This window comes from Streptomyces sp. NPDC030222, from assembly GCF_055573115.1.
On record NZ_JBVICA010000012.1, the window covers coordinates 141243 to 155266 of the forward strand.

The 14024-nt window shown below is 73.1% G+C and carries 15 protein-coding genes; 7 read left to right on the plus strand and 8 right to left on the minus strand.

The window, feature by feature from the left end; translation table 11 throughout:
* Window positions 1–97 precede the first annotated feature (97 nt).
* Entirely contained in the window at window positions 98–601 is a 504-nt protein-coding gene (locus tag ACZ4Z5_RS19130) for a metallophosphoesterase family protein (protein ID WP_468264132.1), read from the plus strand.
* A gap of 409 nt (window positions 602–1010) precedes the next feature.
* A complete protein-coding gene (locus tag ACZ4Z5_RS19135) occupies window positions 1011–1823 on the plus strand; it encodes a class I SAM-dependent methyltransferase (protein ID WP_468264135.1) in 813 nt (270 codons plus the stop codon).
* Here ACZ4Z5_RS19135 and ACZ4Z5_RS19140 read toward each other — a convergent pair.
* Complete coding sequence (locus ACZ4Z5_RS19140) at window positions 1759–2517, minus strand: MerR family transcriptional regulator (RefSeq protein WP_468264138.1); 759 nt, start codon at window positions 2515–2517, stop codon at window positions 1759–1761. The two genes, ACZ4Z5_RS19135 and ACZ4Z5_RS19140, sit on opposite strands and share 65 nt — an antisense overlap.
* Window positions 2518–2742: 225 nt before the next feature.
* Between ACZ4Z5_RS19140 and ACZ4Z5_RS19145 the strand changes: the two genes are divergently transcribed.
* The gene (locus ACZ4Z5_RS19145; protein ID WP_468264141.1) at window positions 2743–4443 is read left to right on the plus strand and encodes an NlpC/P60 family protein; all 1701 of its coding nucleotides are present in this window, start codon (window positions 2743–2745) and stop codon (window positions 4441–4443) included.
* Window positions 4444–4502: 59 nt separating this feature from the next.
* Here ACZ4Z5_RS19145 and ACZ4Z5_RS19150 read toward each other — a convergent pair whose 3' ends face one another.
* Both ACZ4Z5_RS19150 and ACZ4Z5_RS19155 read right to left on the minus strand, forming a co-directional pair.
* A complete protein-coding gene (locus ACZ4Z5_RS19150; protein WP_468264144.1) occupies window positions 4503–4745 on the minus strand; it encodes a hypothetical protein in 243 nt (80 codons plus the stop codon).
* A gap of 90 nt (window positions 4746–4835) precedes the next feature.
* Window positions 4836–5930 carry a selina-4(15),7(11)-diene synthase gene (locus ACZ4Z5_RS19155; RefSeq protein ID WP_468264148.1) on the minus strand — a complete coding sequence of 365 codons (1095 nt, stop codon included), beginning with the start codon at window positions 5928–5930 and terminating at the stop codon, window positions 4836–4838.
* 452 nt (window positions 5931–6382) lie between these two features.
* Here ACZ4Z5_RS19155 and ACZ4Z5_RS19160 point away from each other — a divergent pair, with 452 nt between their 5' ends.
* A complete protein-coding gene (locus ACZ4Z5_RS19160; RefSeq protein WP_468264151.1) occupies window positions 6383–7234 on the plus strand; it encodes a putative protein N(5)-glutamine methyltransferase in 852 nt (283 codons plus the stop codon).
* Here the strand turns inward: ACZ4Z5_RS19160 and ACZ4Z5_RS19165 are convergent.
* The 3 genes from ACZ4Z5_RS19165 to ACZ4Z5_RS19175 form a co-directional block, all read right to left on the minus strand.
* Window positions 7225–7602 (minus strand): hypothetical protein, encoded by a 378-nt coding sequence (locus ACZ4Z5_RS19165; protein WP_468264153.1) that lies wholly within the window; start codon window positions 7600–7602, stop codon window positions 7225–7227. The two genes, ACZ4Z5_RS19160 and ACZ4Z5_RS19165, sit on opposite strands and share 10 nt — an antisense overlap.
* Window positions 7603–7880: 278 nt before the next feature.
* The gene (locus tag ACZ4Z5_RS19170; protein WP_468264156.1) at window positions 7881–9164 is read right to left on the minus strand and encodes an MFS transporter; all 1284 of its coding nucleotides are present in this window, start codon (window positions 9162–9164) and stop codon (window positions 7881–7883) included.
* The gene (locus tag ACZ4Z5_RS19175; RefSeq protein WP_468264158.1) at window positions 9161–10540 is read right to left on the minus strand and encodes an MBL fold metallo-hydrolase; all 1380 of its coding nucleotides are present in this window, start codon (window positions 10538–10540) and stop codon (window positions 9161–9163) included. The genes ACZ4Z5_RS19170 and ACZ4Z5_RS19175 overlap by 4 nt, the downstream gene beginning before the upstream one ends.
* Window positions 10541–10608: 68 nt before the next feature.
* Between ACZ4Z5_RS19175 and ACZ4Z5_RS19180 the strand changes: the two genes are divergently transcribed.
* Together ACZ4Z5_RS19180 and ACZ4Z5_RS19185 are read left to right on the plus strand one after the other, a co-directional pair.
* Window positions 10609–11274, plus strand: coding sequence for an ArsR/SmtB family transcription factor (locus tag ACZ4Z5_RS19180; protein WP_468264161.1), 666 nt, complete (start codon window positions 10609–10611; stop codon window positions 11272–11274).
* Window positions 11271–11573 (plus strand): sulfurtransferase TusA family protein, encoded by a 303-nt coding sequence (locus ACZ4Z5_RS19185; protein ID WP_468264164.1) that lies wholly within the window; start codon window positions 11271–11273, stop codon window positions 11571–11573. The genes ACZ4Z5_RS19180 and ACZ4Z5_RS19185 overlap by 4 nt, the downstream gene beginning before the upstream one ends.
* 52 nt (window positions 11574–11625) lie before the next feature.
* On the opposite strand, the gene ACZ4Z5_RS19190 is transcribed toward ACZ4Z5_RS19185, so the two are convergent.
* On the minus strand, window positions 11626–12012 hold the full coding sequence (locus ACZ4Z5_RS19190) for an ArsR/SmtB family transcription factor (protein ID WP_468264167.1): 387 nt from the start codon (window positions 12010–12012) through the stop codon (window positions 11626–11628).
* Between the two features lie 65 nt (window positions 12013–12077).
* Here ACZ4Z5_RS19190 and ACZ4Z5_RS19195 point away from each other — a divergent pair, with 65 nt between their 5' ends.
* Window positions 12078–13253, plus strand: a complete 1176-nt coding sequence (locus ACZ4Z5_RS19195; RefSeq protein WP_468264170.1) for a cation diffusion facilitator family transporter — start codon at window positions 12078–12080, stop codon at window positions 13251–13253.
* A 33-nt stretch (window positions 13254–13286) separates the two neighbouring features.
* Here the strand turns inward: ACZ4Z5_RS19195 and ACZ4Z5_RS19200 are convergent, their stop codons facing one another.
* On the minus strand, window positions 13287–13901 hold the full coding sequence (locus tag ACZ4Z5_RS19200) for a TetR/AcrR family transcriptional regulator (RefSeq protein WP_468264173.1): 615 nt from the start codon (window positions 13899–13901) through the stop codon (window positions 13287–13289).
* Window positions 13902–14024 lie beyond the last annotated feature (123 nt).

Genomic DNA, 14024 nt, shown 5'->3' on the forward strand with positions numbered 1-14024 from the left:
GTGAAGCCGCCACGGGTGACCCGCACGCCGGCCATGGCACGACCCGCAGGTCCGCACCTGCGGCGCCGGAGCCCGCCCGTCGCCCTACGGTGGGACCATGCGCGTCCTGCTGATCTCCGACACCCACGTTCCCAAGCGCGCACGGCAGCTGCCCGCCCCACTGCTGGAACTGGTCCCGCTCGCCGACGTGGTCGTCCACGCCGGCGACTGGGTCGACACCGCCACCCTCGACCTGCTGGAGACCACGGCCCGGCGGCTGATCGGGGTCTACGGCAACAACGACGGACCCGCCCTCCGCGGCCGGCTTCCCGAGGTGGCCAGGGCGGAGCTCGACGGACTGCGCATGGGAGTGGTGCACGAGACGGGTCCCGCGCAGGGGAGGGAACGCCGGTGCGAGGAGCGTTTCCCCGACCTCGACGTCCTGGTCTTCGGGCACAGTCACATCCCGTGGGACACCACCGCCCCGGGCGGGCTGCGGCTGCTGAACCCCGGGTCGCCCACGGACCGGCGGCGCCAGCCGCACTGCACCTACATGACTGCGGAGATCACCGGGGGCCGGCTGAACGAGGTCGTGCTGCACCGGCTGCCGCCGCGTGACTGATACGCCGACTCTGCTCCAGGCGCGCCGCCCGGGCAGCTTCGCCGTGGCGCACACGTCATGGGCGGCGGCTTCGCCGGGGTGTACGCATCCGCAGGACTCCCCTTCCGGTTCGGCGGCGGCGCACGGTTCACGGAAGGTGGCGGCAAGGCGGTGGCCGCCCCCGACCGCCGGCCGCATCAGGCGGGCACTGGCGGCCGGAACAGAACGAACGGGCCGTACCAGTGGGACGGCCGCAACCGGGAACAGCACTATCGGCGGGACCCGCGGACAGCGGGGCCGGTGCATCGAGGAAGGCCGTCGAGGCGTCCTGACCGCACGGAGCCAGGCCGGAGGCGCCCCGGAAGGGCGAGTGCGGGTGTGTTTCCCGGCAGGGGCCCGCCCGCGCCGCGAGCCCGTTACGCTGATCGTGATGTTCACGCCACAGGGACCGACCTTCAGGGAACTCGCCGTCCAGGCACTGTCCTCCGTCGAGCAGGGCTACGACCTGCTCGCCCCGAAGTTCGACCGGACGCCGTTCCGCACACCCGCCCCGATCCTCGACGCGGTGGCCCGTGCGCTCCGGCCGCTCGGGCCGTTCGATGCCGGCCTCGACATCTGCTGCGGCACCGGAGCAGGCGTCGCCATGCTGCGCACCCTGTGCCGGGAACGCGTCACGGGAGTCGACTTCAGTGCGGGCATGCTCGCCACGGCCCGGGCCACCGCGGGGTCCGGCGCACCGGACGGCCCTTCCGTGGAATGGGTACGCGCCGACGCACGCGCCCTGACGTTCGCCGAGGACTTCGACCTGGCCGTCAGTTTCGGGGCGTTCGGTCACTTCCTCCCGGAGGAATGGCCGGCTCTGTTCTCCCGCGCCCACGCGGCACTCCGCCCGGGCGGGGTCTTCGCCTTCCCGATCGCGGCCCAGCCCCGTGTCGGCTCCCTCGCCTACTGGGCCCTCCTGGGCTTCGACACGGCGATGCGGCTGCGCAACGCCGTCCGGCGACCGCGCTTCGTCATGTACTACCGCACCTTCCGCCTCCCGGCCGTGCGCGCCGGACTCGAAGAGGCCGGTTTCGACGTGGAACTGGTGGCCCTGCCGGAGCTGGGCCACCGGCCCGACGGCAGCCCCCGCTGCCGCATGGTGGTGGCGCGGCGCCCCGCGAAGGACGCCGCACCGGCTACGCCCGCCGCGCGGCGTTCGCGAGAATCGCCTCCCGCAGGAACGCGGCCATCCCCGGCCTGATCGCCTCGAATGTCGCGGTGAACCGCGCGTCGGCCACGTACATCTCGCCCAGACAGGTGTGGATCTCGTACGTGCAGTCGTAGAAGAACCGGCAGATCTGGTCGCGGTGCCCCTCTGCGAGGTCCATGGCGGCCTCGGAGCCCGGGGCGGCGCCCGAGTCCATGACGGCGACGAACCGCCGGCCCCATTCCTCCTGCTCGTGCTTGATCCGCAGCCAGTCCTCCTTGGTGTAGGAAGCCGTCCTGCGCTGCGACTCGCGGTACGCGTCGGTCTCGCCCCAGCGCCGTTCGACCTCCTCCGCGTGCTCGTCGGGGTCGAAGTCGCCGAAGACCTCGAACTTCTCCTCGGGGGTGAGCTGGATACCCATCTTCCGTGCCTCCATGGCGGTTTCGACGGCCGCGGCCATCTCCTGGAGCTTGGCGATCCGGCCCGTCAGCAGCTCGTGCTGACGCCGCAGGTGCTCCTGCGGGTCCACGTCCGGATCGTCGAGGAGGACCGCGATCTGATCGAGCGGGAATCCGAGCTCCCGGTAGAACAGGATCTGCTGCAGCCGGTCCAGATCCGCGTCGTCGTAACGCCTGTGCCCGGCATGGCTGCGCGCGCTCGGCGACAGCAGCTCGATCTCGTCGTAGTGGTGCAGCGTCCGCACCGTGACCCCGGCGAAACCGGCGACCTGCCCAACGGAGTAACTCATCGCCCGCTCCTCCTTCCTCTGCTGGCGCACACCACACTGAGCCCTCACGCGACGTGAGGTGCAAGCGGTACCGTCCGGAGCCGCCACACGGTGCCATTCCACGTGGTCCGGACCCGCCACGCAGTCCCGTCCCCGCCCGCGCGTCCCCGCCCGCGCGTCCCGGCCACGGCCGGTGCCGGATGCCCTGCCCTCCGGGCGGCACCGTCCGGAGTGATCATGTACAGCATGATGAAGACGTCCAGACGGTCCCTCATGGCCGCGGTCGCCGCCGCGGCAGCCGCGCCCCTGGCCGGACCGGCCACCACACCCGCCCGGGCCGCCGCGCGGTCCACCGGCTCCGCGTCGGCCGTTCCGGCACCCGCCGGTGGCGCGACGGTGCCTGCTCCGCGCTCGTCCGTCACCGTGGCCGCGAACGACGCCAACGCCTACGCCCACCTCTCGCTCGGCGCCCTCACCGCCACGGTCCTGCCGGGGACGCCCGCGCGCACCGAAGTGACCCACGCCGGGGCCCGGGTCGCACTCCTCACCCACGGCGCGCGCACGGTCGTGCTCACCGGCCCCGAGCGCACCTTCCGCGAGAACAAGAAGCCCTTCGCCGACGAGTTCGCCCGCACCACGACGGAAGGCTGGGGCACCGCGCCCGCCGGTGGCTCCTGGAACCACGTCAACGGAGCCGCTGCCGACTACCGCGTGACGGACGGGGCCGGAGTCGTCACGATCACCAAGACCAACGCCAGCCGCCATGCGACCCTGTCGGACGACAAGATCACCGACCTGGACGCGCGCGTCGAGGCCCACCTCGGTCCCGCCCTCTCCTTCGCCCTGACCTTCGGCTACCAGAGCGTCGACGACCACTACCGCGCCCGGTTGTCCCCCGGCCCGCAGGGAGGCGTCGAGCTGCGCCTCGAGAAGGAGCAGAACGACACCGTCGAGCTCCTCGGGCCCGCCGTCACCCTTGCCGCCACCGCGCCCGCGGACGGCTCGTGGACCGTCCGGGTCCGCCGCGACGGGGAGCTGCTCCGGGCACGCGCCTGGCGCTCCGGTACCCCGGAGCCCGCCAACTGGACCGTCCAGGCCACCAACGGCACGTTCCGCGCCGGACGCGTGGGCATACGCGCGATCGCCATCACCGGCGGCACCGTGCCGGCCGACCTCCGCGTCACCCGCTTCGCCGTGGACGCCGCCACCTGGGCCGACCCGCCGGCCGTCACCCACCGCGACTGGGTCCGGGTCCTTCCCGAGCCCTTCGACGGTACCTGGACGACCGCCCTGGAGGAACGCATCCGGGGCTGGGCCGGTTCGACCGCTCCCGACGCCCTGGCCCACGCCATGATGTTCCTCGCCGGGGCGCCGAGGGTCACCTCCGCCGCCCGGAACGGCGCGCCCGTCCTCGGCGAAGCCGGATACGGTCCGCTGGAACCCGACGGCACCCGTCTCGAAGGCGCCGACTTCCACGAGTACATGGGAGTGCCCTGGACGTTCCCGGACGGCACCGTCGCCGCCGCACCCTCCGCCCGTTGGCGCGGGAACCTCGACTGCAGCGGGTACACCCGGATGGTCTACGGCTACCACATGGGCGTACCGCTGGCAGCGGACACCGATCCCAGGGGCGCCGCCCTGCCCCGCCGCTCCCGTGACTTCGTCGACTCCGCGCCGGGGGTGAGGATCGCCCACGACGCCGCCGCGCCGCCGTCCCCGACCGGCCTCCAGCCGGGTGACCTGGTCCTCTTCGACGCGGACCCCGGCGACACCGCCGCCGTCGACCACGTCGGCATCCACCTCGGCACCGACCAGCACGGCAACCGTCGCTTCCTGTCCAGCCGCAAGACCCCCGACGGACCGACGATGGCCGACCTCGGGGGACCGTCCGTGCTCGACGGGGACGGGCTGTACGCCCGATCCCTGCGCACCGTGCGCCGTCTCTGAGCCGTCCCGGAGTCCTCCCGCGCCCGCCGGCCGGTACGGGTGCGGGAGGGACACCGGCGTCAGTGCTCGCCGGTGCGCAGCCGCCAGTGGTACTTGTCACCACCCAGCCAGCGGACTACCGAGGGGTCGTCGAGGTCGACGTTCGACCATCCGGCCCGGTGGGCGAAGCCGAGCACGTCCACGATCGAGTACGCCTTGCCGACGGGCTCGCCGTCCATCTGCACGATCCTGAACGGCGGATCGCCGTCCATCACCGGGGACACCACCATCCGGGCCGGCGCCACCTGAAAGCTCTCACTCATGACTCCACGGTGTCCCGGGTCCGGACCGTACGCACGTCGGGCCCGTCCGGCCGCCGCAGGAACCCGGCCGCGTGCTGCCGTGGAGACGCGTCATACGGGAACGGGGGCGAACCAGTCCGCGCCCCGCAGCTCCTCGGACCGGTCCGCGGCAGCCGTCGGGGAGACGGGCACCAGGTCCCACCACCAGGAGACCGACGGAATGTCGAGGGGCTCGGTGCTGTCGTCGCTCGGGGTGTCGGTGAAGGACGCGGACAGGGAGGCCGGGTCGTCGGGCGTGGTGTAGCGCAGGGAGCTGACGCTCCAGTCCTGGGTCGCCCGGATGAAGGAGGACAGGCCCCGCAGGTACTGCCGCAGCTGGGGGCTGCCCTCGTCCGCCAGCTTCGCCCGCAGCCGGAGGAAGAGGCACATCACGCGGTCGCGCTGGGCTATCGCCTTCGTCAGCGCCTGGCCCGGGGTGAGCCCGTACTCGTGCTCCAGCACCCTGATGATGTTGAGGTAGTAGCCCTTCCCCCGGCTCTCCTTGTGGTGGGAGTAGATGTCGTTGTCCCAGGTGGTGATGAAGGAGGTCATCTCGGCGGCGGCCCGCACCGCTCGGCTGTCCCGCTCGTGTGGCTGGAGCTCGAAGCCGTGCCCGATCTCCAGGAACGGCTGCACCACGGAGGTCGCGCCGTCGTAGAGGCGCATCAGGGCGTAGTCGTTGAGGCCGGGCACCCGGCCCGCGGCGCGGTGCGACGCCTCCCAGACCACCGCGAAGAAGTACTCGCGCAGGGTGTCCACCCATCGGCCGGCCTGCAGCGCGGATCCATGGAGGGACACCCGGCGGGTCAGATCGCGCAGGCTCGCGGCGAGCGGGTCGTCCCGCATCATCGGGGCCTCGGGGTTCTGGGCGATGCGCAGGAGGCGGTGCAGCGCCGCCGCCAGCTCGCCTGGCCTGGAGCCGAGGTCGCCCTCCTCGCAGTATCCGTCGTCCACGCCGAAGAGCCATATGACGAAGTCGGAGAGGAGGGCGACCACTTCCTCCTGCCCCTCGGGAAGGATCCTGGCGGCGAAGACGCCGAGGTCCTGCTTCACGAGGCGGCCGCGCCACTCCGGCGATCCGATGCCGAAGGCGTCTGCCCAGGCCGCGGTCCGTGCGTCGATGGCCGCGTGGCTGGGATGCACGGCGGACGGGATGGGGGCGTACATCGGAGGAACTGCCAGTGTAGGCCTCACGCTTGATTCCCTCTCAGTTGTCGGCGCGCGAACACTCTCCGTGGTGACCACGGTCCATGGCCGGAGCTCCACGCTGAGTGATCAACTAGGGCGCATCGTACTGACCGGAAGTCAGCACTCCAAGGCCACAACCGTCACATCGGCATCAACAATCGGTTGGTCGTCCACGGGCCGTGAGCGGACCGGCAGGTGGAGGGGGGATTCCCCGAGTGCCGGGGCCCGTGCTCCGGGAGGCCGTGGGCCTGTGGACTTGCTTCCCGGCGGGCGGGTCGCGATGGGATAGGGTGAGCGCCTACAACTGTGCGCGACCGAGGAGGTGAGACCCATTACCGCGTTGTCAGGTCCGGGGCTCCCCTCTGTCGCTGTGCGGTTCATCGGAGTCGGATGAACGCCGGGAGTCCCCATCGGTCATCCGAAAGGCTCCCGTGTCCTTCTTTCCGGCACCCTCTGTCCAGTCCCTGATCGTCGAGCGATTGCGGGCCGCCGGCTGCGTCTTCGCCGAGGACGAGGCGCAGTTGCTGATGTCCGCCGCCGATTCGCCCTCCGCGCTGGAGGTGATGGTGGAGCGGCGCGCCGACGGCCGCCCGCTTGAACACGTCGTCGGCTGGGCCGAGTTCCGCGGCCTGCGCATCGCCGTGGATCCCGGTGTGTTCGTCCCGCGTCGCCGCAGCGAGTTCCTCGCCGGTCGGGCGGTCGCCGCCGCCCGTACGCGGCTGGACGCCCGCCGCGACACGGTCGTCGTGGACCTCTGCTGCGGGTCCGGCGCGCTCGGCGCCGCCGTGATGGACGCACTGGGCGATGACCCGAGGCGGGCCGTGCTGCACGCCTCCGACGTGGACCCCCTGTCGGCGCGGTGCGCGCGCCGCAATGTCGCGGCCTTCGGCGGGCGGGTTCACGAGGGCGACCTCTTCGCGCCGTTGCCGGGGACCCTCCGGGGCCGCATCGACGTACTGATCGCCAACGTTCCGTATGTACCCACCGGGGCGGTGGAGTTGCTGCCCGCCGAGGCGCGCGTCCACGAGCCGCGGGTGGCACTCGACGGGGGCGTCGACGGGCTCGACGTGCTGCGCCGGGTGACCGCGGAGGCGCCGGAATGGCTGGCACCGGGCGGCTGTCTGCTCGTCGAGACGAGCGAGCGTCAGATGGCGCAGGCCCTCGCCGTCTTCGCCGGGAGCGGGATGGTTCCTCGGTCGGCGGTCTGCGAGGAGCTGTACGCGACGGTGGTGTCGGGGGTGCCGGCGGGGCCGGGGGCCGGGGTGCCGACGGTTCAGGAGTAACCGCGGTGGGCGCGGCGGATGACGAGCGAACCGGCGAGGGCGGCGAAGGTGCCGACGACGGCGTATCCGGTGGTGGCCGCCACGGACGGACCGGCGGGGCTCTCGGCGGACTTCGTGGTGCCGTCGCTCCCGCCGGGAACGGGACCTTGGGCGTCGTGGAGGCCGGTGACGTCCTCCAGGGTGCTCAGACCGCTCGCGCCGCCGTTCCGGTGGTCGACGAGGGTCAGGTCGCGGTCGCTGCGGACGTCGCCGTTGGCATCCTGTGCGGCGGCCGAGGGTGCCGTGGTGAGCGCGAGCGCGGCGAGAGCGGCGGTGGCGGCGAGAGGCAGTGCGGCGCGGTGGCCTGGGTGCGGGCGTACGGGGGCCATGGCGGGTCCTCCGGATTGTGACGATTGTCGTACTAATCAGGTGGTCCCTTGACCATGCGTCACGTGCGGCGCCGGAAAGCACAGCGAAACGCCGTAGAGGTCCCGCTCCTACCCGAATGGGCTCATGGGAGTTCCTGGGCCGTTCCGGGCACGGGCCGTTGGTGAGACGGCCTGTTCGTGCCGGAGTGGCGAGACCGGTTCCTTCGGCCAGGTTCCTTCGGCCCGGTTCCTCCGGGACCGGTCGCGCGGCCGGTGGGGCGCGCGGGCCCGGCCGGCCGCTACGGGGTGCGCGCTCGTGGGTGGGTCTCGTACATCCGCACCGCGACCACCGCACCGGATGCGGCGGTGAGGACCGCGACGGCCCAGATCGCGGTGGTGATGCCGTACGCGTCGGCGAGGGCTCCGGCGAGCAGGGCGCCGACGGCGAAGCCGCCGTCGCGCCAGAGCCGGTAGACGCCGACCGCGCGGGCGCGCCAGGCGGGATGGGCGACGTCGCCGATGACGGCGAGCAGTGTCGGGTAGACCATGGCGGTGCCGGCGCCGAGCAGGACCTGGGCGAGTGCCCAGACCGGGAGGGTGGTGCCGGCGGCGACCAGGCCGATCGCGACGGCCTGCAGCAGCATGCCGGCGGTGATGAGGTGTTTGCGGCCGATCCGGTCGGACCACCATCCGGTGAGGATCTGGCCGAGGCCCCAGACGGCGGGGTAGAGGGCCGCGAGCATGCCGATCCGGCCGATCGACAGGCCGTGGGCCGCGAAGAGCAGCGGGAAGACGCCCCAGGCGAGGGCGTCGTTGAGGTTGTTGACCATGCCGGCCCAGCTGGCCGAGGACAGGGCCTTGTCGGTGAGGCTGGTGGTGCGGGCGATCCGGCCGGTGGTGAGCTCGGCGTGGTGGTCCGGGTGGCCGGCGGGATGGAGGGCGGCCTCGGCCCGGGCGTGTTCGCGGGTCTCGCGCACGGCGAAGGCGGAGAGGCCGAGGCCGAGGGCGGCGTAGGCGATGCCGAGGAGGAACGGCTCGGGCCGCAGTCCCCAGCGGGCGGCGATGGCGCCGGTGGCCATGGCGGTGCCGGCGAGCGCGAGGTAGCCGGCGGCTTCGTTGAAGCCCATCGCCAGGCCGCGGCGGGCCGGCCCGACGAGGTCGATCTTCATGATGACGGTGGTGGACCAGGTGAGGCCCTGGTTGACGCCGAGCAGTACGTTGGCGAATACGACCAGGCCCCAGGAGGGGGCCCAGATCAGCAGCAGCGGCACCGGCAGCGCGATCAGCCAGCCCGCGACCAGGACCGGCTTGCGGCCGTAGCGGTCGGAGAGGGTGCCTGCGAAGAAGTTGGTGACCGCCTTGGTCGCGCCGAACGCCACGATGTAGGTGAGGGCGGAGGTGTAGGCGGACAGGTGGAAGGTCCGGTCCGCCAGCAGCGGCAGGACGGTGCGTTCCTGGCCGAGCATGCCGCCGACCAGCGCGTTGACCGCGACGAGGAGGGCGAACTGGGCGAGGTTCGCACGCAGGCCGAGCCGTATTCCGCCCGCGGCGGCCGGACCGGTGGTGGAGTCGGTGGCGGTCACCGGCCCGCCTCAAGCCGGCGGCCGGTGGCCTTCGCCCAGTCGCCGGCGCCGCCGACGAGCACCGCGAGGTCATGGGTGCCGCGGGCGGCGAGGAGACTGGCGGCGGTCATCGCGCGCTCGCCGTGCCCGCACATGACCACCGTCCCGTCGGCGGCGTCCCGTCCGTCGGCGGCGAGGCCGCCGAGCTCGGCGTGGGCGGCGCCGGGGATGTGCCCGGCGCGGAACTCGGCGTCCTGACGTACGTCCAGCACCGGCAGGGTGCCGATCCGGTCGGCCGTCACCAGCGCGATGGTCTCGACCGGGCCGCCGTCGGCGTGCCAGGCGTCCATGCCGCCGGCCAGCCGTCCGGCGATCCGGTCGTAGCCGATCTTCGTGGCCTGCCAGGCGAGTTCCGCCGCGTCCTGGCCGGCGCCGAGGACGAAGACGAGCGGCGCGTCCGGGGGAAGCAGCCAGCCGAGCCAGGTCGCGAACGCCGGCCGCAGCGGATTGGAGACGGCGCCGGGGATGTGCCCGGCGGCGAACTCCGTGACCGGCCGGGCGTCGACCAGGTACCCGCCGTCGGCGAGCGCCGAGCGCACCTCGGCCGGGGACAGCGGTGGCAGGCCGGGCGCGCTGTCGAGAAGTGCCGGGCCCCGGCGGTTGAGTTCGGCGAGGCGGCCGAAGTAGGCGGGGTAGGAGCCGAGCGAGCCGAGCAGCCGGGCGACGAAGGTGTCCTCGTCCGGTGCGGCCAGCAGGTCGTTCGCCCGTTTCTGGGCGCCGATGGTGGTGGTCCGCTCCGAGCCGGGCGGGGCCGAGCAGAACGACCCGGCGCCGTGCGTCGGCCACACCGCGGTCGAGTCGGGCAGTGCGGCGAGCCGTCGCAGCGAGCGGTACTGGGCGCGGGCCAGCTCCTCCGCCCGGTCGGCGCCCTGGAGGTCGGTACGGGCGGCGGAGCCGACGATCAGCGAGCCGCCGGTGAACACCCCGAGCTCCCTGCTGCCGTCCAGGAGCAGGAAGGACAGGTGCTCGTCGGTGTGGCCGGGGGTGGCCAGGGCCCGCAGGGTGAGCCCGCCGAGGTCGGTCTCGTCGCCGTCCCCGAGAGGTGCGTGGGGGAACGCCCGGTGGCCCGCGGCCGAGGCCAGCACGGTGGCGCCGTCGTCGGCGGCGAGCTGGAGGGCGCCGGTGAGGAAGTCGGCGTGCAGGTGGGTGTCGGCGGCGAACGCCACCGCGAGTTCGCGCCGGCCGGCGGCCTCGCGCAGGGCCCGCAGGTCCCGGGAGGCGTCGACGGCCAGGGCGCGGCCGTCGCCGAGGTCGACCAGGTAGGCGCTGTTGCCCAGCCCGGCATCGACCAGAGGGATCAGGTGTTCGTCGGCGAAACTCACGACGTCCTCCAGCATGGTGAGGATCCGGGTGGCATATCCACCCCGCTACTCCTACAATATTCCATGGATTTATGGAGGATGCCATGGGAGACCCCACCCGCAAGGCCGCCCTGTTCGACGCGCTCGCCACGGCAGGCAAGGCGCTGTCCAACGGCAAGCGCCTGGAACTGCTGGATCTGCTCGCCCAGGGCGAGCGCAGCGTCGACTCGCTGGCCAAGGCCGCCGGCCTGGGACTGACGACCGCGTCCGCGCACCTGCAGACCCTCAAGCAGGCCGGCCTGGTCGTCACCCGCCGCGACGGAGTCCGGATCCACTACCGGCTCGCCGGCGACGATGTCGCCGCGCTGTACGCGCAGCTGCAGCAGGTCGCCCGTACATACCTGGCCGCTGCCGAGCAGGCCCGGATCGCGTACCTCGGCCCCGGTGACACCGACCCGGTCAGCCGCGAGGAGCTGCTGGAACGGGTGAGGGCAGGAACCGCCACCGTCATCGACGTCCGCCCGGCCGAGGAGTACGACGCCGGCCACATCCCCGGCGCCGTCTCCATCCCGCTCGACCAGCTGGAAGCGCGTCTCGCCGGGCTCCCCGCCGACACGGAGGTCGTCGCCTACTGCCGCGGTACGAACTGCGTCCTCGCCCACGACGCCGTCCGCCTTCTCGCAGCGCGCGGCCGCACCGCGAAGCGGCTGGCCGGCGGCATGCTCGAATGGCGCCTCGCGGCCCTGCCCGTCGAAGTGTGCGCCGTATGAACGCCACCCCCGCCACCGGCGGCGAGCCGATCGTCGTGGACGGCACCGGCATGCTCTGCGTCACCCTCCTCCTGCACCTGCGCAAGCGCATCGCCGCTGCCCCGGCGGGCACGACCGTCCACGTCGTCGCCACCGACCCGGCCGCCCCGCTCGACCTGCCCGCCTGGTGCCACCTCACCGGCCACACCTATCTCGGCCCCGTCCCCGACGACGCCGGGCGCGATGTGTACGCCCTCCAGTCGACCGCCGATCCCACGGCGACCCGCCCGGGCGCCCCCTGGCATGCGGAGGCGTGGTGATGTGCCCATAGGGGACCGTCCTGGGGTGGCTCGCGCGGCATTGCTGCGGTGGTCACCGGCGCCCGGAGGCGTCGGGGCCGGCTCCGGCCGGGTGGCGTCCGGCCTCCCCTCGGGCGTAGCGCACGGTCTCCCGCACCAGTCGGGCCAGCGCTTCCGAGCCCAGGGCGTACACGATCCGGCGGCCCTCCCTCCGGGTGGTCACCAGGCCCGCGAGTCGCAGCCGGCCGAGGTGCCGGCTCACGGACGTGCGATGCGCGCCGCACGCCCCGGTCAGCGTCGTGACGTCGGCCTCGCCGTCGAGGAGGCGGTGCAGCAGCGCCAGCCGGGTGCGGTCGGCGAGCAGTTCCAGCGTCCCTGCGGCTGATGCGAAGACCTCGCCTTCCACGGGTCGTTGCTCCTGCACAGCGAGCGCACCTGATAGTTGCATGCGTGCACTCATACGCACATATTGAACCGGGTAGAAGGAGGATGTCCACCGGCCCGACCCGGAAGGTGCGTGCTGCCGTGAGCGCAAGGAAGCCCGACCGTGAAACCCGGCAGCGCCCGGCCCGACGTGCGGACGAGTACGAGCACGAGCACCATCCCCCCGCGCACGGCCACCGCAACGCGGACCACCACAGTGCCTCGCACCACGACGACTCACCCCGCGGAGAGAGGCAGCACCACAGCCGCGCGGACCGCCGCCCCTGGGCGCGCCTCGCGCACGTCCTGGCCCACGCCGGCACCCCGCACCGCCACGAGGCGGCGGACAAGGTCGACCCGGCGATGGAGTCCTCCGCCGAGGGCATGCGCACCCTGTGGGTCTCGCTCGCCGTGCTGGCGCTCACCGCCGTGGTGCAGGCCGGAGTCGTGGCGCTCTCCGGTTCCGTCGCCCTGCTCGGCGACACGCTCCACAACGCCGCCGACGCGCTCACCGCCCTGCCGCTGGCCGTCGCGTTCGTCCTGGGCCGGCGTGCCGCCACCCGCCGGTTCACCTACGGGTTCGGCCGGGCCGAGGACCTCGCCGGGATCCTCATCGTCGTCACCGTCGCGGCGTCGGCCGTGCTCGCCGGATGGACGGCCGTCGACCGGCTGCTGCACCCCAGGGAGGTCAGCCATCTGCCCGCCGTGGCCGCGGCGGCCGCGGTCGGGTTCCTGGGCAACGAATGGGTGGCCCGCTACCGGATCCGCACCGGCCGCCGGATCGGGTCCGCGGCGCTGGTGGCCGACGGCCTCCACGCCCGTACGGACGGCTTCACCTCGCTCGCGGTGCTCCTCGGCGCGGCCGGAGCGGCGCTGGGCCTGCCCCGGGCGGACCCGGTCGTCGGCCTGCTCATCGCCGTGGCGATCGCCCTCGTCCTGAAGGACGCCGCCCGCGAGGTCTTCCGCCGGCTCATGGACGCCGTCGACCCCGAGCTGGTGGAGAGGGCGGAGACCGTACTGTCCTCGGTGCCCGGGGTGGTCGCCGTCGGTGAACTGCGCATGCGCTGGCTCGGCCACACGCTCCGCGCCGAGGCCGGCATCGTCGTCGACGGCGGCCTCACCCTCGACCAGGCCCACCGCGTCGCGGTCGATGCGGAACACGCGCTGCTCCATGCCGTTCCCCGGCTGACCGCCGCACTCATCCACGCGGATCCGGCACCGGTGCCCGGCGGTGAGGATCCGCACGCGGTCCTCGCCCACCACCGGTCGGCCGTCTGATCCGTCCGTCGCGCGCCTCCTGGACCCGCCGGCTCAGGAGCCCGGCCCGGCCGGAGTCGCGGCCAGGAGCTGTACGGTCCGGGGCCACAGGTCGTCGAGGGGATCCGGGCTGTTCGCGAGTCGGGCGAACAGCAGCAGTCCCTCCAGCTGGGCGAGCACCGCTCGGGCGGTGGCGGACGAGGCGGCTGCGGCGGCGACGGTCCCCTCGGCGGCCGCATCGTCCAGGACGCCCTTCACCAGGGCGATCTGCTCGTCGAAGATCTCCCGGAGACGGGTCCGGATCGGCTCCTCCTGGCTGCCGAGTTCCAGGGCCAGATTGGCGAGCAGGCAGCCGGTGACGGCACCGTGCTCGTGGTGGTCGTCCCGCTGGCGCCGTGTCAGGTCCGCGAACAGGTCCTGCAGCCGGCCGAGAGCGGGCCCGTCGGTCTCGAGCACGGCCCGCCAGTCGGACCGCTGCGCGCCCCAGTGGGTGTTCACCGCCTCCACGGTCAGTGCCTGTTTGGACTCGAAGAAGTGGTAGAAACTGCCCTTCCTGACGTCGGCGCGCGCGCAGATCTCGGCGACGCCGAGCGCCGCGTAACCCCGTGTCCGCATCAGCGTGCAGGTGGCGTCGACGAGCCGTTCCCGTGCCGTGCTGGTCCTGCCCATGCGGACGAGTATACGGCCGGTCAACTATGCCATCGATCAAGCTCCATGGTTTTTAGTTGACCGGTCGTCTAGGGTTCGTTCCAGGCCCGGCGGATCCGCCCGCCGGCACCTCGAAAGGACACC